The organism is Sporofaciens sp. JLR.KK001 (assembly GCF_036941055.1).
In the GTDB taxonomy this organism is placed as follows: Bacteria; Bacillota; Clostridia; order Lachnospirales; family Lachnospiraceae; genus Sporofaciens.
Map to the genome: position 1 here is coordinate 1727778 of NZ_JAYMNO010000001.1, position 20291 is coordinate 1748068.

16 protein-coding genes are annotated in these 20291 nt (G+C 47.8%); 11 read left to right on the forward strand and 5 right to left on the reverse strand.

The window, feature by feature from the left end:
• Positions 1-31: 31 nt before the first annotated feature.
• Both VSQ62_RS09180 and VSQ62_RS09185 read right to left on the reverse strand, forming a co-directional pair.
• A complete protein-coding gene (locus tag VSQ62_RS09180; protein WP_334634473.1) occupies positions 32-700 on the reverse strand; it encodes a YkgJ family cysteine cluster protein in 669 nt (222 codons plus the stop codon).
• Entirely contained in the window at positions 694-1830 is a 1137-nt protein-coding gene (locus VSQ62_RS09185; RefSeq protein WP_334634475.1) for a HipA domain-containing protein, read from the reverse strand. Before VSQ62_RS09185 ends, VSQ62_RS09180 begins: the two co-directional genes overlap by 7 nt.
• 102 nt (positions 1831-1932) lie before the next feature.
• On the opposite strand from VSQ62_RS09185, the gene VSQ62_RS09190 reads away from it, so the two are divergent.
• Genes VSQ62_RS09190 through glf form a run of 3 tightly spaced genes read left to right on the forward strand, consistent with a single transcriptional unit; the run spans position 1933 to position 7516 of the window.
• A complete protein-coding gene (locus VSQ62_RS09190; RefSeq protein ID WP_334634477.1) occupies positions 1933-3132 on the forward strand; it encodes an exonuclease SbcCD subunit D in 1200 nt (399 codons plus the stop codon).
• A 12-nt stretch (positions 3133-3144) separates the two neighbouring features.
• The gene (locus VSQ62_RS09195) at positions 3145-6357 is read left to right on the forward strand and encodes an SbcC/MukB-like Walker B domain-containing protein (protein ID WP_334634478.1); all 3213 of its coding nucleotides are present in this window, start codon (positions 3145-3147) and stop codon (positions 6355-6357) included.
• A 28-nt stretch (positions 6358-6385) separates the two neighbouring features.
• Positions 6386-7516: a UDP-galactopyranose mutase gene (gene glf, locus VSQ62_RS09200; protein ID WP_334634480.1), complete on the forward strand. Its 1131-nt coding sequence runs from the start codon at positions 6386-6388 to the stop codon at positions 7514-7516.
• Positions 7517-7522: 6 nt separating this feature from the next.
• Here glf and pyrG read toward each other — a convergent pair whose 3' ends face one another.
• From pyrG to VSQ62_RS09215, 3 genes are all read right to left on the reverse strand, one after another.
• A complete protein-coding gene (gene pyrG, locus VSQ62_RS09205; protein ID WP_334634481.1) occupies positions 7523-9133 on the reverse strand; it encodes a CTP synthase in 1611 nt (536 codons plus the stop codon).
• Positions 9134-9167: 34 nt separating this feature from the next.
• The gene (locus VSQ62_RS09210) at positions 9168-10661 is read right to left on the reverse strand and encodes a DUF1846 domain-containing protein (protein ID WP_334634482.1); all 1494 of its coding nucleotides are present in this window, start codon (positions 10659-10661) and stop codon (positions 9168-9170) included.
• A gap of 581 nt (positions 10662-11242) precedes the next feature.
• On the reverse strand, positions 11243-11407 hold the full coding sequence (locus VSQ62_RS09215; protein WP_334634483.1) for a helix-turn-helix domain-containing protein: 165 nt from the start codon (positions 11405-11407) through the stop codon (positions 11243-11245).
• Positions 11408-11481: 74 nt separating this feature from the next.
• Between VSQ62_RS09215 and VSQ62_RS09220 the strand changes: the two genes are divergently transcribed.
• From VSQ62_RS09220 to hprK, 8 genes are all read left to right on the forward strand, one after another.
• Positions 11482-12522 (forward strand): ABC transporter ATP-binding protein, encoded by a 1041-nt coding sequence (locus VSQ62_RS09220; RefSeq protein WP_334634484.1) that lies wholly within the window; start codon positions 11482-11484, stop codon positions 12520-12522.
• The gene (locus VSQ62_RS09225) at positions 12473-14017 is read left to right on the forward strand and encodes a permease-like membrane multi-spanning protein (protein WP_334634485.1); all 1545 of its coding nucleotides are present in this window, start codon (positions 12473-12475) and stop codon (positions 14015-14017) included. The genes VSQ62_RS09220 and VSQ62_RS09225 overlap by 50 nt, the downstream gene beginning before the upstream one ends.
• 41 nt (positions 14018-14058) lie before the next feature.
• Positions 14059-14265 (forward strand): DUF1648 domain-containing protein, encoded by a 207-nt coding sequence (locus VSQ62_RS09230; RefSeq protein WP_334634486.1) that lies wholly within the window; start codon positions 14059-14061, stop codon positions 14263-14265.
• A gap of 33 nt (positions 14266-14298) precedes the next feature.
• Positions 14299-14598: an autorepressor SdpR family transcription factor gene (locus VSQ62_RS09235; RefSeq protein ID WP_172498569.1), complete on the forward strand. Its 300-nt coding sequence runs from the start codon at positions 14299-14301 to the stop codon at positions 14596-14598.
• Positions 14585-15223, forward strand: coding sequence for an SdpI family protein (locus tag VSQ62_RS09240; protein ID WP_334634488.1), 639 nt, complete (start codon positions 14585-14587; stop codon positions 15221-15223). Before VSQ62_RS09235 ends, VSQ62_RS09240 begins: the two co-directional genes overlap by 14 nt.
• A 97-nt stretch (positions 15224-15320) precedes the next feature.
• Positions 15321-17306, forward strand: coding sequence for an ATP-dependent zinc metalloprotease FtsH (gene ftsH / locus VSQ62_RS09245; protein WP_334634489.1), 1986 nt, complete (start codon positions 15321-15323; stop codon positions 17304-17306).
• Positions 17307-17451: 145 nt separating this feature from the next.
• Positions 17452-19290, forward strand: a complete 1839-nt coding sequence (gene uvrC, locus VSQ62_RS09250) for an excinuclease ABC subunit UvrC (RefSeq protein WP_334634490.1) — start codon at positions 17452-17454, stop codon at positions 19288-19290.
• Between the two features lie 67 nt (positions 19291-19357).
• Positions 19358-20284, forward strand: a complete 927-nt coding sequence (gene hprK, locus VSQ62_RS09255; protein ID WP_334634491.1) for an HPr(Ser) kinase/phosphatase — start codon at positions 19358-19360, stop codon at positions 20282-20284.
• Positions 20285-20291 lie beyond the last annotated feature (7 nt).

A 20291-nucleotide genomic window follows, 5' to 3' on the forward strand; every position in this document is an offset into this window, starting at 1 on the left:
ATGGGGGTCAAAAAGCCTTTTGCCCCCCATATCATAAGATGTTGTCAGTAAATCCCTTTGCTGCCGCAAGCCTTTCATAGAATTCTTGATAGAAATCCCCGTTCTCGTTAAAAGGCAGCAGATAAAACTGCCGCAGGATATACATACTGATCTTCTGTATTTGCTCTCCATGGCTGAAATCCATAGCATATTCCTGCAGATCCTTCAGATAGTAGTGCCAATCAATAATATACTGTTCATAACGCTTGACATCCGGTGTGTCGATCCATTTGCGGATCTTGACCTTGCTCTTTGCGGGAGCCGGGCATTCATGTACCTGGAGAAAATACCGGAAGGAACGGTTCTCATAGAAGCGTCCAAGGGGAAAGATCCGGCAGAATCCGGGCCGAAGTTCATGGATACTGCACCTGTCGCTTATGAGAAATGCACATGTCTCTTTATCTCCCGTCATCTTAAGATTGGGAAGTATAATGCCGTCCACTACATTCAACTCGACGGATTGATCCAATAATTCTTCAAAAGTCTTATGAAGCCCATATGTAAGGCGGCATATATCCAACGGGTCTAAGATGATGGAATGGCCCATGCCCTGGCAGCAGGAAGAACAGCCCTTGCAGCCGTTGCAGTCTGCCCGGGCCATATCGTTGATCCCATATAATTTCCCATCTGATACTTCATTCAGGTTGATATCTCTTAGCATATGTTTCTCCTTTTTATTTTTAACAAATTCTCGGCCTGCTTCTGGATCAGTTCATTGAGGAAGCGAAGCCGTGAACCTGGCAGATTATATTTTTCGTGAGGTATCAGTTCAAATTGTCTGAAACTCTCTAACTTATCGATCAGATCATCCGTGATCATGCTGGCGCCTACCGGAAGAAAATCCCCGCCTAATTTATGTCCAGGGTCCAGGTCCCTTATATATCGTTCGAATCCGTCCCATAGATCCTGCTTCATAGCTCTGGAGAGCAGAGACATATTGTGGTCGAATACGGGCACAAATCTTAGTATCTTCTGTGTCTCATTATCTACAATAAATCCGAAGTTTCCCAGGTGTCTGTCCTGATTCCAGATAATACTGTCCAGAACGATCATATTCTTGAAATCGTCTGCGCAATGGTATCTTTCGCAGAATTCAATGACTTCACGGTAACGTACCGTACTCTTGTCTGGTGTGTATTTATAGAAGGGCACAAATCCTTCTTTTTCTGAGGTAAACATCCTGCATTTTGAGACGAGTGCACCTTTATATTTTATCAGATCGTAATCTACACTTTCGCGGCATAGGACCCGGGCGATCTGGGAAGCGTAGTATTCAGAATAAGGCTCCAGTCCGCTGTTAGCGAACCCGCTGCTTCCCTTTTTATACAGGTAGATTCCGTCCGGCTCACGAATCCAGCATTTTTCGAAGCTTCCTTCAGACGTGAATTCCGGTGATGTGGAAGAGAGCTTCAGACCGTGCAGTCCGGTTTCGAAAGCGGTCCGGGAAACAATATCACTGAAATCATTGGTGTATAGATTTATTTCTTGCCAGTGAAGCTTGGAGTCCTCTGCCCGGATCCAGAAACAGTCGTTTAGGGATAATCCGTGTGTGATCTGGATAAAGCCTTCCAGATCATCTATCTGCCATTCTTTCAGCCATCTTCTAAGGTGCGTCTTGTGCTTTGCGATATTCCGCTGGTTCAGCCAGCTCTGGATGTCTGTGAAGCCGACCGGCAGAAGTGAGGGATGTACAAAGCGTTCATCCTGATATGCAGTTTTTTCGCCATATTCTTCTGTAATGTAGAATGATAGAAGTGCCTGCTCCTTATTCATCAAATGATAGATCTGCATTTACAGTTTTCCCTCCTTGCATAGTCTGTCCGGAAACGATATACTTACATAAGATGATTATAGGTAAAATTATTTTAGAAGTAAATAGAAAGGAAGCTTTTTATGAAATTTTTCCATCTGTCTGACTTACATATAGGCAAGCAGCTCCACCATTATAACTTAAGAGAAGATCAGGAGGCAGTCCTTATGCAGGTGGCGGAGTATGCCGGTTCGATCCGTCCGGATGCAGTTGTGATCGCGGGGGACATCTATGACCGTTCTGTTCCTTCGGCAGAGGCAGTCACGGTGTTTGATGAGTTCCTGACACGTCTTTCGGTGATCACACCAGCAATTCCGATTCTGATCATCAGCGGGAATCATGATTCTGCTGAGCGGCTGGAGTATGCGTCTGCGATTCTTAAGAGACATCAGATCTATCTGGCGGGAACGGCGCCGAGAGACGAGACAGAATATCTTAAGAAGGTTACCCTGGAGGATGAATACGGAGAAGTGGACTTCTATCTTATGCCGTTCTTGAAGCCTTCCCATGTGAGAAATGTGTTCCGGGATGAAGCACCGCAGACTTATACCGATGCGGTGGCAGGTATACTTGGACGGGAAGAGATCGATTATGAGAATCGAAGGAATGTGCTGGTGTCGCATCAGTTTTATACAGGGGAAGCCGGAGGCGGAGACAGTCCTGCGACCTGTGATTCGGAAGTTTTTTCTGTGGGAGGAATTGAGAACGTGGACGTAAGCGCGGCGGCAGGATTTGATTATGCTGCATTGGGGCATCTTCACGGACCGCAGGATATAAGGAGCCGGCAGAGTGCCGATGTATCTATAGACAATCTGCCGTATATCCGCTACTGCGGAACTCTTCTGAAATATTCGATAAGTGAATATCGGCATGAGAAGAGCCTTACAGTGGTGACTCTTGGCGAGAAGGGATCCGCCCCCAAGGTGGAACTTCTGCCCATACATCCGCTTCGGGACGTGAAGAAGAAGGTAGGAAACCTTGCAGATATCCTAAGTCAGGCGGAAGAAAAAGAGCGGGATGATTATGTGAGCATAACACTTACGGACGATGTGGATCCTTATAAACCAAAAGAGCAGCTTCAGAAGGTATTTACACACATCTTGGAGGTGCGTGTGGATAATAAGAGAACCAGACAGAAGCTTAAGGAACTGGACGAGGAGCCAGGCCTGAAGGATCCGATCGAGAATTTTGCGGAATTCTATCAGGAGATGCAGGGCAGGGAACTGGATGAGAAGGAGCGGGATGTGATGCTGGGAGTTTTTGAAAGTATTCTTGACGGCTAAGGAGGTGTAAGCATGAAACCAGTCAGATTAGAGATGTCGGCATTCGGATCCTACGCGGACAAGACAGTCATTGATTTTACCGCCGTACAGCAGGGGTTGTTCTTGATCACCGGAGATACGGGCGCAGGTAAGACGACGTTATTTGATGCGATCATTTATGCCTTGTATGACCAGACCAGCGGCGGGAAGAGAGACGGTAACATGATGCGTAGCCAGTACGCGGCGGAGGATGTGGATACCTATGTGGAGTATACATTCTCTTATAGAGAGAAGAGTTATACCGTCCGGCGCAATCCGGAATATCTGCGCCTGGGGAAGAGACGCTATGCAGACGGGTCTCCCAGATACGTGAAGGAATCCTCCGGGGTAGAGCTGATCTTGCCGGACGGAAGCACATACAGGGGGAAGAAGCGGGAGACGGATCAGAAGATTGCAGAGATCATGGGGATGGATGCGTCTCAGTTTACCCAGATCGCTATGATCGCTCAGGGAGATTTCCTGAGGCTTCTCCACGCGGAATCCAGAGAGCGCAAGAAGATCTTCACGAAGATCTTCCAGACCCGATTGTACTATCGTGTTCAGGAGGAATTGAAACAGCGTGCGGGAAGGCTGTATGGGGCGCTGGAGGACAACCAGAAGGATGCAAGGCGGGAGATGGACCGCGTTGAATATATCGGAGACGAATCTGCCAGGAAGCAGTGGGAGGAGTATCGGACATATCCGGTGATTCCTTACGAAGAAGCAGTTGGGATGCTTGGAAGGATGCTTAAGGAGGGAAATGCACTTCAAAGAGAGAAGAGATCGGAGGCAGATGCATTTCAGAAGAGAATTGATGAGCTGAACAGAAGGAAGAGCGAAGGGGAAGCCAGGAACCGGCTGTTTGAAGCACTGGAGCGGGTGAAGGAGCAGGAAAAGACACTTCTTAGGAAGAAGCCAGAGATAGAAGAGAAGGAGAAGAGGCTTGAAGAGGCGAAGCGTGCGGAGAAGGTCAGAGTTTTCGAGACGGGCCTTTTGCAGGCGGAGGAAGCAGTAGAGAGAAGTAAGAGAAGTATCGAAGAGCTTACAGAACAATTATCTGCTTCTGAGATACAGGTGAGAGAACTCCGGGAAATCAGAGTGCAGAGGGAGGAAGAACTGACAAAGCAGGAGAAAGAATGCAAGGCGGAACTTATCAGGATCCAGGATGCGCTGCCGAGATATGCGGAGGTCGAACAGCTTAAGAACTATTATGATGAAGAGAAGAAGAAACAGGAATTAAGGAAGGGGGAGCTTGAGAAGCATAAGAAGGCTCTGGATGATATGAGGATTCAGCTGGAGGAATTTGAAAGGACGCAGAAAGTATATGGGGAGAGTCCTGGAAGGCTTGAGAAGCTGAAGCTTAAGGAAGAGTATCAGAGTCTTAAGTGCAGAGAGCTTAGTGGCTTGAAGGATCAGTGGGAAATGCTCTATCAGGAAGAACAGGACAGGCGGGGCAGGAAGAAGCAGGCAGAGCGGGATCAGATCGCTTACCAGAAAGCATTCCAGGATTATGAAGAGAAGTACCGGGCATTTCTGGCAGAACAGGCGGGAATCCTTGCAAGCCGGTTAGAGCCGGGCATGCCATGTCCCGTGTGCGGCTCCTGTGAACATCCATCTGTCTGCAGCCTGTCTAAGGAAGCTGTTACCCAGCAGGATGTGGAGAAGGCGAAGAAGAGGCGGGAACAGGCAGAAGCAAAGCGGGAGCAGTCTGGTATGGCAGTCCGGGAGCAGGCGGCCAGGTGCCGGGCGAAGCAAGAAGCATTCATACAAGAGTATGAACGGATACTTGGAACGGCCGATGTGCATGAGGCAGTGGGAGTCAGGGAGATAACCACAGAGAAGGATATGATTGCCGGATATGAGAAGATGAAGGCGCTGATACAGGAGTACATAGCCAAGAACGAGCAGATATCAGCGAAGCAGCAGGAGGAGCTTATCATTGTCCAACGGGAAGCAGAGCTTTTACGGCAGGCGGTTGAAAACGGGCAGAAGCTCAGAGAAGAGCTTCAGAGCCGGGAGCGGGAATATAAGCAGCTTGAGACAGAATATGCCGATATACTTCTGGAAGAGAAGCGTCTGGAATCGGAGCTTAAGATTAAGAGTGAGAATCTTCCGCTAACATCTATGAGACAGGCAAAAATGCGCCAGAAGGAGCTTGTGGAGCTTCTTAAGACGGCCAGGTCTGGCTGCGGGCAGGCGGAGCAGGAGGAGCGGGAAGCTGTCAGGAGGCAGCAGCAGCTTGAAGGACACAAAAGCAGCAGTATAGAGACGCTTAAGCATCAGGAGACAGAGGCGAAGGACAGGCAGTCGGCCTATGAGGAAGCGTTAAAGGGGCAGGGATTCGGCACGGAGACTGCGTATCAGGACGGGAAGCTTCAGGCCGAAGAGATGGAGAGGCTTGATGGAGAGATTCATGATCATCATATGCAGGCGAATGAGATATCCGGGAGAAGACAGTCGCTTGCAGAACAGCTATCGGGAAAAGAGAGGGCTGATCTGAATGAACTGGAAGAAGAGCTTACGGAAGCGGTTCTAATACAGAAGGAGAAACAGGATGAATATCTGCGGTTCTGCGGTATGAATCAGAAGAACCAGGAGGCCCTGGATAATCTGAAGCGATATCTGGAGAAGAACGGGGAGCTTAAGGAGCAGTATGAGATGGTAGGAAACTTAAGCCGGACTGCCAACGGAGCCTTAAGCGGCTCGGTGAAGATGGATTTTGAGACGTATGTACAGAGACAGTATTTTAAGCAGATCATCCGTGCGGCCAACAAGCGGCTGGTCCAGATGACATCCGGAGAGTTTATTCTAAAGTGCCGCGAGGTGAAGGATCTTGGGAGCCAGGGGCAGGCAGGATTAGATCTGGATATTTATCATATGGCAAGTGATTCGGTCAGGGATGTGAAGACCCTCTCTGGAGGGGAATCCTTCATGGCGTCGCTGTCTATGGCGCTTGGGCTGGCGGATATCGTTCAGAATACGGCGGGGGCAATCCGGCTTGATACGATGTTTGTGGACGAAGGGTTCGGCTCTCTGGATGACGGGGCAAGGGAACAGGCGATCCGTGTGCTTAACGAGCTTGCGGATGAACAGAGGCTAGTGGGGATCATTTCTCATGTAAATGAATTAAAAGAGCAGATCGAGCGCAAACTTGTAGTGACAAGAACGGAGAAGGGAAGTAAGGTCAGATGGCAGGACGGCGTCTGAGTATAAAAAGCAGGGAAGGAAGAATAAGATGAGATACGATTATTTAGTAGTAGGAGCAGGTTTATTCGGTGCGATTTTTGCATATGAGGCACACAGAGCGGGAAAGAAGGTATTGGTGATCGACCGGCGTGATCACGTAGGCGGGAACATATACACGAAAGAGATAGAAGGGATCCAGGTACATCAGTACGGCGCGCATATCTTCCATACATCAGATAAGGAGGTGTGGGATTATGTGCAGCAGTTTGCGGAATTCAACCGCTATACCAACAGTCCGGTGGCGAGATATAAGGATGAATTATATAATCTGCCCTTTAATATGAACACATTCAGCAAGATGTGGGGAGTTAAGACGCCCCAGGAAGCGAAGGAGATCATTGAGCGGCAGATCAGGGAGGCCGGGATTGCGGAGCCTGAGAATCTGGAGGAACAGGCGATCTCCCTGGTGGGCCGGGATATCTACGAGAAGCTGGTGAAGGGCTATACGGAGAAGCAGTGGGGCAAGCGGGCAACGGAGCTTCCAAGCTTCATTATCCGGCGGCTTCCGGTTCGGTTCGTGTATGATAATAATTACTTTAACGACAAGTACCAGGGGATTCCGGTGGGGGGCTATACCCAGATGATCGAGAAGATGCTTGCCGGAATCGAAGTGCGCCTTGGTACGGATTTCTTTGAGGACAGGGATAGCCTGGCGTCAGAGGCAGAAGATATCGTGTTCACCGGAATGATCGACGCTTACTACGAATATTGCTATGGCGAACTGGAATACCGGAGCCTGAGATTCGAGACAGAGATTATGCCTATAGAGAATTATCAGGGAAATGCAGTGGTAAATTATACGGAATACGAGGTTCCGTATACCAGGATTATTGAGCATAAGCATTTTGAGTATGGATGCCAGGGCGGATATGGGAATACAGGCGCCGAAGTGAATCCGCGGACGGTGGTCACAAGAGAGTATCCGGCGGCGTGGAAGAAAGGGGAAGAACCGTATTATCCCATGAATGATGAGAAGAATAATGCTTTGTATGGGAAGTACCGGGAACTGGCCGAGAAAGAAGAACATGTGATCTTCGGCGGCCGCCTGGGCATGTACCGCTATTACGACATGCACCAGGTGGTGGCTGAAGCGCTGAAATGCGTCAGAGAATGTCTGTAAGCAGATCTATCTGCAATCCCGGTAATCTAACGCCGCTTCTATGAATCCCTTGAACAATGGATGCGGGCGGTTGGGTCGGGATTTTAATTCCGGATGCGCCTGGGTTGCGATAAACCAGGGGTGATCCGGGATCTCGATCATCTCTACGATCCTGCCGTCCGGGGAGAGGCCGGAGAGCTTCATCCCGTGGGCGGTAAGCTTCTCGCGGTAATCATTGTTGACCTCGTAGCGGTGGCGGTGCCGTTCGCTGATCTCTTTCTTGCCGTACATCTCATAAGCTTTGGAAGTATCGTCTAAGATACAGGGATAGGCGCCCAGTCTTAAGGTTCCGCCGATATCCTCCACGCCGATCTGCTCCGGCAGGATATGAATGACCGGATACGTGGTATGCGGATTGAGTTCAGCACTGTGGGCGTCGTTGTAGCCCAGAACATTTCGTGCAAATTCTACGATCGCAAGCTGCATGCCCAGGCACAGGCCTAAGAATGGGATGCCGTTGGTGCGTGCATAGTGGATGGCGGCAAGCTTGCCGTCGATCCCGCGGGAGCCAAAGCCTCCGGGTACCAGGATTCCGCAGACGCCCTGGAGTTGTTCTGCGATGTTGTCCGCGGTCAGAGTCTCAGAATCGATCCATCTGATATTGACAGTCGCGCGGCTGAAGATGCCGCCGTGCTTCAAGGCTTCCACGACGCTGATGTAGGCGTCGTGGAGCTGAATGTATTTGCCGACCAGGGCGACGGTGATCTCGGTGTTGGGATGCTTCAGATATTCGACCATCTCCGTCCAGTCCGCAAGATCCGGAGCCGGACAGCCGAGATGAAGGCATTCACAGACCACCTCTGCAAGATGTTCTTCTTCCATTGCAAGAGGAGCTTCGTACAGATATTCGACATCTAGGTTCTGCAGTACGCGGGTGGCCGGTACGTTGCAGAAGAGTGCGATCTTATCCCGGATTCCGATGCTCAGAGGATATTCGGAACGGCACACCAGGATGTCCGGCCAGATTCCCATCCCCTGCAGGTCTTTGACGCTGGCCTGGGTAGGCTTCGTCTTCATCTCCTGTGAGGCACGCAGGTAGGGGATCAGGGTCACATGGATCAGGATCACATTCTCATGGCCTTTCTCGTGCTGGAACTGCCGGATGGCCTCCAGGAAGGGCTGGCTCTCGATATCGCCGACGGTTCCGCCGACTTCGATAATGGCAATCTCTGTATGTTCTGCGGCAGGATTGCGGTAGAAACGGTCCTTAATCTCGTTGGTGATATGCGGGATCACCTGAACGGTTCCGCCGCCGAAATCCCCCCGGCGTTCCTTCTGCAGAACGGACCAGTAGATCTTCCCGGTGGTGACGTTGGAATTCTTGCCCAGACTCTCATCGATAAAACGTTCATAATGCCCCAGATCCAGATCCGTCTCTGCGCCGTCGTCGGTCACGAAGACCTCGCCGTGCTGTACCGGGTTCATGGTACCGGGGTCGATGTTGATGTAAGGGTCGAACTTCTGCATGGTTACAGTGTATCCCCGGGCTTTTAAGAGTCGTCCGAGAGAGGCCGCTGTAATCCCCTTGCCAAGTCCTGATACCACACCGCCTGTCACAAATACATATTTAACTGCCATAGTGTCCTCCTTCTGTTAAAAAAATATCTATGAATTATACACCCATTTCGTTAAAAAATACAGGATTTTTTTCATATTTTGCTTCAAAAGTCGCCTGGATCGATAATTTCTTGAATTGTTTCATATCGACAGAGCTGACCATAACAGAAGTATGGGCCTGGCAGCCTCTTAACAGAGGAAGCTGATCCAGAGCCAATTGAGCGGTAGGATCGGTTGCTGCGCTGACAGACAGGGCGATCAGGACTTCATCCGTATGAAGCCTTGGATTCTTGCTTCCCTGATAGAGCGTCTTAAGCTTCTGGATCGGTTCGATGGCTTCCGGAGAGATCACGTGCCGTCTGTGGTCGATCTCTGCCAGTTCTTTCAATGCATTCAGCAGAAGGGCGGCAGAAGCCCCCAGAAGGTTCGAGGTCTTGCCGGTGATAATGCGTCCGTCGTGAAGCTGGAGCGCTGCCGCCGGTCCGTCCGTCTCTGCGGCGCGGGCTAAGGCCACATCCACAACAGGGCGGTCATGAACCGTGATCTGTGCCTGGTTCATGAGCATCTCGATCTTCATGACCTCTGTGTCAGAGCATGTACCAAACAGAAGCCGCTGCAGAGAATTATAATACCGCCTTAGGATCTCTTGGCAGGAAGCCGCCTTGCACGCCTCGTCATCGCAGATACAGTTTCCGGCCATATTCACTCCCATATCTGTAGGAGATTTGTAGGGGCTTTCCCCATAGATCCGCTGGAACATGGCGTTAAGGACCGGGAAGATCTCTACGTCGCGGTTGTAGTTGACTGTAGTCTCTCCGTAGGCTTCCAGATGGAAGGGATCGATCATGTTGATATCGTTGAGGTCCGCGGTTGCCGCCTCATAAGCTAAGTTCACCGGATGCTTCAGCGGAATGTTCCAGATCGGAAATGTCTCGAACTTGGCATAGCCGGCGGAGATCCCGCGTCTGTGCTCCTGGTACAGCTGAGAGAGGCAGACTGCCATCTTGCCGCTTCCGGGACCCGGCGCGGTGACGACGGCTAAGGGGCGCGAGGTCTCAATATAATCGTTCTTGCCGTAGCCCTCGTCGCTTACGATGTAAGGGACGTTGGAAGGATATCCGGGAATCACATAGTGGCGGTATACGCGGATCCCGAGCTTCTCCAGACGGGTCTTGAAGAGCACGGCGCCCTCCTGGCTGCTGTATTTGGTGATCACAACGCTTCCGACATATAGGCCCTGGGCCTGATAAGCGGAGATCAGGCGGAGGACGTCAGAATCATAAGTGATCCCCAGATCTCCGCGGACCTTATTCTTCTCGATATCATCCGCGCTGATGGCAATGATGATCTCGGCCTGGTCGGATAATTGCTTCAGCATCCGTAATTTGCTGTCTGGCTGGAAGCCCGGAAGAACTCTGGAAGCATGGAAGTCATCGAATAATTTGCCTCCGAACTCCAGGTATAATTTCTGACCGAACTGCTCGATACGCTCACGAATGTGTTCTGACTGCATTTTAAGATATTTTTCGTTGTCAAATCCTGTTTTCATCTGTTATTCCCCTTTTGTTTTTTCAGGTAAATATGCCGTATTGGGGCATAAGCATCACTATTCAAAGTATACTACAGAATATGGGGAGTTTACAATCTTTTCATAATGTTTTATGGAATTAAAAGAGAGTGGAAAAGATGCGAATACGTGTTCATGGTCATTTTTACATCTTCATGCCCCAGGCGTTCTATCATCTTCCTTTCATCTGTGCGCGTGGTAGCGGTTTTGAAATGAAAGGATAGTATTTGACATATTTGGAGAGATTGACTATAATATACTTAACAAGAGAGCCGAAAGCTAGATGCAGCCTAGCCGCCGGTAAAATGGTTTTACAAAAGTAGCGCCTTAGTTTACCAGACCGAGGGCGCTATTTTTTGCGTGTGATATAAACAACAAGAGTGATCACGGCGCAAAGCATAATCACAAATTGGATTAAATCCGAATATGTAACCATAAGCACCAGCCTCCTTTCTTTCGTCCGGCGGCTGGCATATCGCCCCTTCGGCTCCCTGGGTAAGTATATTATTGTCAATGTACCATTCGTCCTGCAAGACGCTCTTCTTTTTGATTAATAATTTTTTCTAATTCTTCACTTGCCATATCAAAAGAATACAATGATTCGGCTTTTCAAATTGGCTTATTGCTGCAGGGGTTATTCCTAATTTTTCTCCCAATTCAGCTTGTGTAAGTCCTGCTTTTTTTCGTGCTAACTTAATTAATTCGCCTGTTGTCTTTTCTTTTTCCATAGATTTTCCTTTTTTATTTTACAATATCATGTAAATAAAAGTAAAGCTAAAACTTAATATGGAGGTGTTCAAACATGAGAATTGACAGAATTAAACAGGAAGAATTTAAGACAATGATGGATGATTTCGTAGCACAGGAAGAGAAACGCCTGGGAGTGGGAAGCGAAGACTTCCTGAAGCGTAACCAGGAGATCATGGAGCTGATCGGCGAGACTGAGAGGTACCAGAAAGAAAGGAGACAGAGAATGGAAAGGCAATTCATGAGGGCAAAGGAGGTATGTATTGACATTTCTCAGATCCGGTGCTATATTATAAACAACCAATTAACTAAATGGTTAAAAGCTGTGAAAGGGGTGTTCTCTTTGTTAGAAGTATCCGGCCTGTCTTTTCATTATCAACCTCATGTACCTGTGCTGACCGATCTTACTTTTTCCGTATTAGATGGAGAGATCGCTGGCCTGTTAGGGAAGAACGGAGTTGGGAAAACTACAGCCTTAAAGCTGATTCTGGGGCTGCTGCCGCTTGAAAAAGGCACTATCTGCCTTGGTAACTACTCGCTGTATCTACATCCCATGCAATACAAGAAACGAATTAACTATGTTTCTGACAGCCACGATATATACAACAATCTTACGGGAAAGGAATATTTGAATTTTATAGCAGATATGTACGAAGTATCTTCTGAAACAAGAGGTAAAATTTATATTCCGCTGATAGAAGCATTTCAGGTTGAAAAATATCTGAATAGCCCTGTTAAAAGGTTATCTCATGGGACAAAGCAAAAAATTGCTATTATTGCATCCCTGGTTAATGATCCCCTGCTTTGGGTGTTAGATGAGCCAATGACGGGACTGGATGTAGAAGCTGTTGGGGTCTTAAAGGAATTGATTCGATCCAGAGCGGCCTGCGGAAAATCTGTCCTGTTTTCATCTCACATATTGGAAATTTGTGAGAATTTGTGTGATAAAATTGTTATCATGCAGGCAGGAACGATTAAGAAGACAATCGAGCTTCGAGGGAATCCTTCCGATGCTTCTTTGGAGGATATTTATATGGAGGTGGTTAATGATGTACCGATGGAGAAAGGTTTTTCAATTAAGCAAAACAATAAGTAAGATCAATTTCAGCTTTTTGAATTTTCGGTATAAGTTAAAAGAACGCCCTGATACCTACTTTATTGTGCTGACTTGCTTTGTTTTAAGTATGATAGGCGTGTTCTATTACTATTATTTTCAAATGCTTGGGCGGCTTTATGATGGACTTTCCAGGCTGGGTCTGGGAGCTTTGTTTTGCCGGCTTACACTGTTTGCAGCGGCGATGATACTCTCGATAGCAGGCGCCTTCCTGCTGATAAATATTTTTTGCTTTTCAAAGGATATAGAACACTTGCTGCTGTTTCCAGTGAGGCCATGCGACATTTTTACAAGTAAGTACATTACAGTAATCTTGTTTTGCTATGGGATTGAAATTATACTGCTGCTTCCGGTGTGTATCATCCAAATGCACTATATGGGAGACATTTCTGTGATACTTACATATATCTCTGCGGCAGCGATACTGCCTCATATTGTTGTGTTCCCTTTGGCGGTTCTTGTGACAATATGCTTGAAAATTGCCATGCTTCTGAAACGTAGGAGGACAATGCTGGCAGTCACAGGAATCATAGTGTATTTTGCAGGCGGAATGATCGGCGTTCTATTATCAAATGGACAAATAGGCGCAGAACGAGACGCGTATATCCGTCTTCATCCAGGAATAAAACTATTCTGCATCATACTTGCCGCTGTGTTTATCTGCGGATACTACTATTTGAGTAATCTTGTGATCGGAAAGAAATATGCCATTTATAAAGAGGGACGGATTCGCTCAAAGGCAATGGAATACAACTCGTCGTCAAAGCTGAGAAGCTATTTTAAGAAAGAGTATCAAACTTTTTTCCGTGATCCGGCGTATGTCATAAACGGATTGTTTGGGATTTTTATTACCCCCTTTTTATTGACGCTGTCTTTTCGGATCAGTGCAGACGCAGAGAGTATAGAACAAATAAGAGCCTTGGTGTCAGCCCCGGAATTTTCCTTTTATGCGGTACTGTCTGCGCTTGCGGTAATTGTACTTACATCCGCAATCAATGCAGTGGCTTCAAGCAGTTTTTCCAGAGAGGGGGCAAGTTTTTGGATCACGAAGATCATTCCGTATCCATTAAAGCAGCAAGCGTTTGTGAAAGTTCTGTTTTCTACAAGTATCTCGATTATGGGGATTATCATTAATTGCTTAATATTCAAGATCTACTTTAACTATAGTTTTATCCAGATTGGAGTAATCTCTTTCGTTGGTATATTATTTGCAGCGCTATGGAACTTGATCGGAGTATTTATCGACATGAAACGTCCAAAATTGGAATGGACAAATGAAACAGAAGCAATCAAGCAAAATGTTAATGTGGTTTTGTCTGTTTTGCTTTGTATCGCAGTTTCAACAGGGTATTTCTATGCGGCGGCAAAAATGCTTCAGAACGGGTTCGCTGCCGGAGGCGTGATAACCTTTTTATTGTGCAGTGTATGTATTCTAATTTTACTTGTGTGTAAAGGAATTGCGTCTCATCAAGAGTGATCTTTCAAAATATGTCAGTCAATCAAAAGGAGGAAGAAGCTATGAGTAAGAAGAAAATGATCCCGGCAGCGTTATTGATTGGAACCTTTGTCATATTGTTTGTGGCAACATTGTTCCTTCCAGACAAGATACCCTTCCATTTTGATGTGAACGGAGAGGCAGGCTGGTATGCAAGTAAGTATTTTGTCCTGCTGTTTACACCTGTTCCGTATTTGATTTACCATCAATTTACACACAAGAAAAAATGAATACAGTATTATGTGGAAAGGAGATGGGGTTAGATGACTACTGTATTCAAAGCTCTATCTGATGATACCAGACGGCAGATCCTAAAGCTGCTCGCAGATGGTGATATGACGGCGAAGGAAATCTCTGAAAACTTTACGATCTCAAAGCCCGCCATATCAAAACACCTTGATATTTTGAAAGAAGCAAGGTTAGTGACAGGCGAACGGACGGGGATGTCCGTTACTTATTCTCTTAATGCTTCTGTATTGCAGACAACTTTAGGCGCATTTTTAGAGTTTTTTGATACAAATAAATCGACAGGAAAAGAGGGAAACGAGAATGAAACTATATAGAAGTCTGAATATGATATTCTTGATTATATTCATTGCAGGGACAGCCTTATGCTTTAAATACCTTCCCGGCGAAATACCTTTGTTTATGCAAAGTCCTTCCCGTGGGGTTTTTATAGGGATTTGTTCTGTTATTTTCCTTGCGTTGGCTATTGCAGCCTTTTTTCCTCACAAAATCTCCCAAAACGACAATGAAGTGAGAAATGATATTACTCTGACTGTAATTAACCTCTTTGGACTTGGAATTTTTCTTTTCTATTTTGTCACGATAGCTAAGTATTGCGGTTTGCAAATGAATTACATGAAAGGTATTGTGCTTATCGTGGGGGGCTTAATGGTATTAGTCGGTAATTTCTTGCCGCAAATGCCTTATCGCAGCCGGATTGGGTTTAAATTGCCTTGGATTCTAAAAGATAAACTATGCTGGCAAAAAACGCATAGATTTGCCGGGTACACGGCAATTCCTTTTGGGCTTATTCAGTGTTTGCTTGCTTTGTTTGTGCCGAACGACGATCTTGTATTTTTGTTGGGAATTGGGATTTGGATTATTATTGTGTGTATTTATTCATTGATTGCTTATTATCAGAACAAGGGGAATTGTAAAAATTATATAAAAAACATAAAATAAACCTGATACAAGCCTAAAAAATCAATCTTTCGTAATGTTTTTATTGATTTCTAGGTAGGCTGTCCGTATAATGGAAGGGAAGTACAGGAGGAAAAAAATGGACAACCAGAATAATAACCCCAATCGAAATAATAATAGAAATAACAAGCAAGGGCTGTCCTTTATCATTTTGGTGACCGTGGTCACGATGATAATGGTGATGGCGCTGTTCCGCTTCCAGGGAGCGGGCAGTGACAATGAGATCAGTTATGATGAATTCCTTGAGATGGTGGACGACGGTAAGGTCGAAGAAGTGGTGATCCAGAGCAGCAGGATCGTCATAACGGAGAAGAAGGAGAAGGGGCAGAAGATTGCCAAGGAATATTATACCGGTGTTGTGAGGGATGATTCTCTCGCGGAACGCCTGGAGAAGGCAGATGTCAAGTTTGGCCAGCAGATTCCGGATACCACATCCGCCATTATCGCGCAGACCTTGTTCGCACTTCTTCCGGTCTTCTTATTGGTAGGCGTATTTGTGTGGATGACCAGGAAGATGTCCAAGGGCGGCGGGATGATGGGAATCGGCAGAAGCAATGCCAAGATGTATGTCGAGAAGCAGACCGGTGTGACGTTCAAGGATGTGGCAGGACAGGACGAGGCGAAGGAATCCCTGCAGGAGGTGGTGGATTTCCTGCATAATCCAGGCAAATATACCAGCGTAGGTGCGAAGCTTCCCAAGGGAGCGCTTCTGGTGGGGCCGCCTGGTACTGGTAAGACCTTGCTTGCAAAGGCCGTGGCAGGAGAGGCGAACGTACCGTTCTTTTCCTTAAGCGGTTCGGCATTTGTGGAGATGTATGTAGGCGTGGGAGCGTCCAGAGTCCGTGACCTGTTCAAGCAGGCACAGCAGATGGCGCCCTGTATCATATTTATCGACGAGATCGACGCGATCGGCAAGAGCCGTGACAACCAGCTTGGAAGCAACGACGAGAGAGAGCAGACGTTGAATCAGCTCTTGGCGGAGATGGATGGATTCGAGAGCAATAAGGGACTGGTGCTTCTTGCCGCTACGAACCGTCCGGAGATCCTGGATCCGGCTCTCTTGCGTCCGGGACGGTTCGACCGGAGGATCGTAGTAGAGAAGCCGGATCTCAAGGGAAGGGTGGATGTCCTGAAGGTGCATTCCAAGGATGTGCGCATGGATGAGACGGTGGATCTGGAAGCGATCGCGCTGGCAACGAGCGGTGCGGTAGGTTCAGACCTTGCCAATATGATCAATGAAGCGGCGATCAATGCCGTGAAGAACGGGCGGACAGCGGTGTCGCAGTCAGATCTTTTTGAAGCAGTGGAAGTTGTACTGGTGGGTAAGGAGAAGAAGGATCGTATCATGAGCCAGGAGGAGCGGAAGATCGTATCCTACCACGAGGTCGGCCATGCGTTGGTGAGTGCGCTTCAGAAGGATGCGGAACCGGTGCAGAAGATCACGATCGTGCCAAGAACGATGGGGGCGCTTGGTTATGTTATGCAGACACCGGAGGAAGAGAAGTTCCTGAACACCAAGAAGGAGCTTCACGCGATGCTGGTAGGAATGCTTGCAGGACGCGCGGCGGAGGAGATCGTGTTCGATACGGTCACCACAGGTGCATCCAATGATATTGAGAAGGCGACCAAGGTGGCAAGGGCGATGGTCACCCAGTATGGTATGAGCGAGAAGTTTGGCCTGATCGGATTAGAATCTATTCAGAACCGTTACCTGGACGGAAGACCGGTGGCGAACTGCGGGCAGGAGACTGCCTCGGAGATTGACCAAGAGGTTATGAGGATCCTGAAGGAATCTTATGAGACGGCGAAGAAGCTTCTCAGTGAACATCGTAAATCACTGGATAAGATCGCGGCATATCTGATTGAGAAGGAGACGATCACCGGGAAGGAATTCATGGAGATCTTCCATGAGACAGAAGGGATCGACCCCGAGAAGAAGAAGGAGAAGACCGAAGAGCGTATCGCCATGAATCCGGTTGAGACCGGGGAGAATCCGGAAGAAACTGAGGATATCCTAGGCGAAGCCAGAGAGCAGATCACTCTGAATTCGATAGAAGAGTCATAATAGTTACCCCAAGGGCATCCTGTGATATATGCTCCGCGGGGCGGGCGGACTGTCGTCCGATGAAGTTAGAGCCTGGGAGTCTGAACGGATTTCCAGGCTTTTTATGATATTGCGCAACAAATTACGAGGACAAGGAGATAAAACCATGTTTGACATTCAGGAAGAATTGAAAAAACTGCCGGGGAAGCCCGGGGTGTATATCATGCATGATGAACGGGATGATATCATCTATGTGGGGAAAGCAATCAGCCTTAAGAACCGGGTGCGGCAGTATTTCCAGAGCAGCCGGAATAAAGGTGTCAAGATTGAACAGATGGTGACCCATATCGTCCGTTTTGAGTATATTGTTACAGATTCTGAGCTGGAAGCGTTGGTGCTGGAATGTAATCTGATCAAGGAGCACAGGCCGAAGTATAACACCATGCTGATGGATGATAAGACTTATCCGTTTATCAAAGTGACGGTGGATGAGCCGTTCCCCAGGGTGATGGTAGCAAGAAGGATGGCAAAGGATAAGTCACGGTACTTTGGTCCTTATACCAGCGCCGGGGCGGTGAAGGATACCATAGAATTGATACGCAAGTTATACAATATCCGAAGCTGCAGCCGGAAGCTTCCCAGGGATATCGGTAAGGAAAGACCTTGTCTGAATTACCATATCCATCAGTGCAAAGCGCCGTGCCAGGGGTATATTTCCCAGGAGGAATACCGGAAGTCTATCCAGGAGGTGGTGCATTTCCTGAATGGGAATTATGATGTGATCCTGAAGGAATTGGAGGGGATGATGACGGAGGCTTCGGAGGCGCTTGAGTTCGAGAAGGCCATTGAGTACCGGGAATTGCTTACCAGCGTCAGGAAGATTGCGCAGAAGCAGAAGATCACGGATACGGCAGGCGACGACAGGGATATTCTTGCGGCGGCGATTGATGAAGAGGACGCAGTGGTCCAGGTGTTCTTCATCCGCGGCGGAAGGCTGATCGGAAGGGATCATTTCTACCTGAAGATCACGAAAGGTGAGGACGAGAGAGAGATCTTATCTAGCTTCATCAAGCAGTTCTATGCGGGGACGCCGTATATACCTGCAAAGATCATGCTTCCGGAGGAAGTGGAGGATATGGAGCTCATTGAAGAATGGCTGTCTAAGAGACGGGGGCACCGTGTACACTTAAGGGTTCCAAAGAAGGGAACGAAAGAGAAGCTGGTGGAGCTTGCGGCGAAGAATGCTTCTATGGTATTGAATACGGACAGGGAACGACTGAAACGGGAGGAGGGAAGAACCATCGGCGCGGTCAAGGAACTTGAGAAGATGCTTGGACTTAGCGGGATCGTGCGGATGGAGGCGTTCGATATCTCCAATACGAATGGATTTGCTTCCGTAGGTTCCATGGTAGTATATGAAAGGGGAAAGCCGAAGCGCAATGATTACCGCAAGTTTAAGATCAAAGGCGTCCAGGGAGCGGATGATTACGCAAGTATGGAAGAGGTGCTGACCAGAAGATTTGAGCATGGAATACGCGAGCAGGAGGAAGGCAAGGAAATGGGCGGCTTTACAGCATTTCCGGATCTGCTTCTTATGGATGGAGGAAAGGGACAGGTGAATGTGGCGCTTAAGGTATTAGAAAAGCTTCGGATTAATATTCCTGTCTGCGGTATGGTCAAGGACGATAATCACAGGACCCGCGGGCTGTACTACCAGAATATGGAGCTTCCGATCGACCGAAATTCAGAGTGCTTCCGGCTGATCACCAGGATACAGGATGAAGCTCACAGATTCGCGATTACATTCCACAGGCAGCTTCGGGGGAAGAATCAGGTACATTCCATGCTGGACGATATCCCGGGGGTAGGACCAGCCAGGAGGAAGGATCTGATGAGACATTTTGAGAATATTGAGGCGATCAAGAATGCCACGGTGGAGCAGTTGAAGGATCTCCCTTCCATGAACGAAAAATCTGCCCGGGATGTCTATAACTTTTTTCACTGATATGGTATAATAAATATATTGGTGTATAATCGGGTTACCGATGAAAGTGAGAGTAAAGGAGAGTGTTATGGCAGGTAAAGTCGAGTTAAAGAAAGTGGTAGAGAAGATGAATCTTAAGAATCTTACGCCTAATGTAGATCTGACGGATAAGATGATCGGGATTCCGGATATTAACCGTCCGGCTCTGCAGCTTACAGGATATTTTGAGCATTTTGATTCTGATCGGGTTCAGTTGATCGGATATGTAGAATACACGTTCCTGGAGAAGATGGATGAGGGACACAAGAAGGAGATCTATAGAGAGTTGTTATCCTATCCGATTCCATGTATTGTATTTTCAAGGAATATGAAGCCGGGCGAGCTTCTCCTTGAAATGGCTGAGGAGGCGAATATCCCGGTGTTCAATACGGAGAAGAAGACTTCTGAATTCACGGCCGAGATCATACGCTGGCTGAATGTACAGTTGGCGCCCTGTATCTCGATCCACGGTGTTCTGGTGGACGTATATGGTGTCGGCGTGCTGATCATGGGAGAGAGCGGGATCGGGAAGAGCGAGGCGGCTCTGGAGCTGATCAAGAGAGGACATCGTTTGGTCAGTGATGATGTGGTTGAGATTCGCAAGGTCAGCGATGAGACGCTGGTCGGAACGGCGCCGGATATCACAAGACATTTTATAGAATTAAGAGGAATCGGCATTGTGGATGTCAAGACACTGTACGGTGTACAGAGCGTCAGGGCAACGCAGAACATTGATCTGGTCATTACACTGGAGGACTGGGATAAGGAGAAGAAGTACGACAGGCTTGGGCTGGAGGAGGAGTATACGGAATTCCTGGGGAATAAGGTCGTATGCCATCAGCTTCCGATTCGCCCGGGACGGAATCTTGCGATCATTGTTGAGACGGCTGCCATTAATTACCGTCAGAAGAAGATGGGATATAATGCGGCGCAGGAATTATATAAGAGGGTACAGCAGAACCTTGCAAAGAAATAGGAGGTAG

What these genes read in the sequence shown, in the direction of transcription:
- glf (WP_334634480.1), top strand. Translation starts at nt 6,386, where the DNA reads ATGAGATACGATTATTTAGTAGTAGGAGCAGGTTTATTCGGTGCGATT.
- VSQ62_RS09210 (WP_334634482.1), bottom strand. Translation starts at nt 10,661, where the DNA reads ATGAAAACAGGATTTGACAACGAAAAATATCTTAAAATGCAGTCAGAA.
- hprK (WP_334634491.1), top strand. Translation starts at nt 19,358, where the DNA reads ATGGCAGGTAAAGTCGAGTTAAAGAAAGTGGTAGAGAAGATGAATCTT.
- VSQ62_RS09230 (WP_334634486.1), top strand. Translation starts at nt 14,059, where the DNA reads ATGAGTAAGAAGAAAATGATCCCGGCAGCGTTATTGATTGGAACCTTT.
- VSQ62_RS09240 (WP_334634488.1), top strand. Translation starts at nt 14,585, where the DNA reads ATGAAACTATATAGAAGTCTGAATATGATATTCTTGATTATATTCATT.
- pyrG (WP_334634481.1), bottom strand. Translation starts at nt 9,133, where the DNA reads ATGGCAGTTAAATATGTATTTGTGACAGGCGGTGTGGTATCAGGACTT.
- VSQ62_RS09185 (WP_334634475.1), bottom strand. Translation starts at nt 1,830, where the DNA reads ATGCAGATCTATCATTTGATGAATAAGGAGCAGGCACTTCTATCATTC.
- VSQ62_RS09180 (WP_334634473.1), bottom strand. Translation starts at nt 700, where the DNA reads ATGCTAAGAGATATCAACCTGAATGAAGTATCAGATGGGAAATTATAT.
- VSQ62_RS09220 (WP_334634484.1), top strand. Translation starts at nt 11,482, where the DNA reads ATGAGAATTGACAGAATTAAACAGGAAGAATTTAAGACAATGATGGAT.
- VSQ62_RS09235 (WP_172498569.1), top strand. Translation starts at nt 14,299, where the DNA reads ATGACTACTGTATTCAAAGCTCTATCTGATGATACCAGACGGCAGATC.
- ftsH (WP_334634489.1), top strand. Translation starts at nt 15,321, where the DNA reads ATGGACAACCAGAATAATAACCCCAATCGAAATAATAATAGAAATAAC.
- uvrC (WP_334634490.1), top strand. Translation starts at nt 17,452, where the DNA reads ATGTTTGACATTCAGGAAGAATTGAAAAAACTGCCGGGGAAGCCCGGG.
- VSQ62_RS09225 (WP_334634485.1), top strand. Translation starts at nt 12,473, where the DNA reads ATGATGTACCGATGGAGAAAGGTTTTTCAATTAAGCAAAACAATAAGT.
- VSQ62_RS09190 (WP_334634477.1), top strand. Translation starts at nt 1,933, where the DNA reads ATGAAATTTTTCCATCTGTCTGACTTACATATAGGCAAGCAGCTCCAC.
- VSQ62_RS09215 (WP_334634483.1), bottom strand. Translation starts at nt 11,407, where the DNA reads ATGGAAAAAGAAAAGACAACAGGCGAATTAATTAAGTTAGCACGAAAA.
- VSQ62_RS09195 (WP_334634478.1), top strand. Translation starts at nt 3,145, where the DNA reads ATGAAACCAGTCAGATTAGAGATGTCGGCATTCGGATCCTACGCGGAC.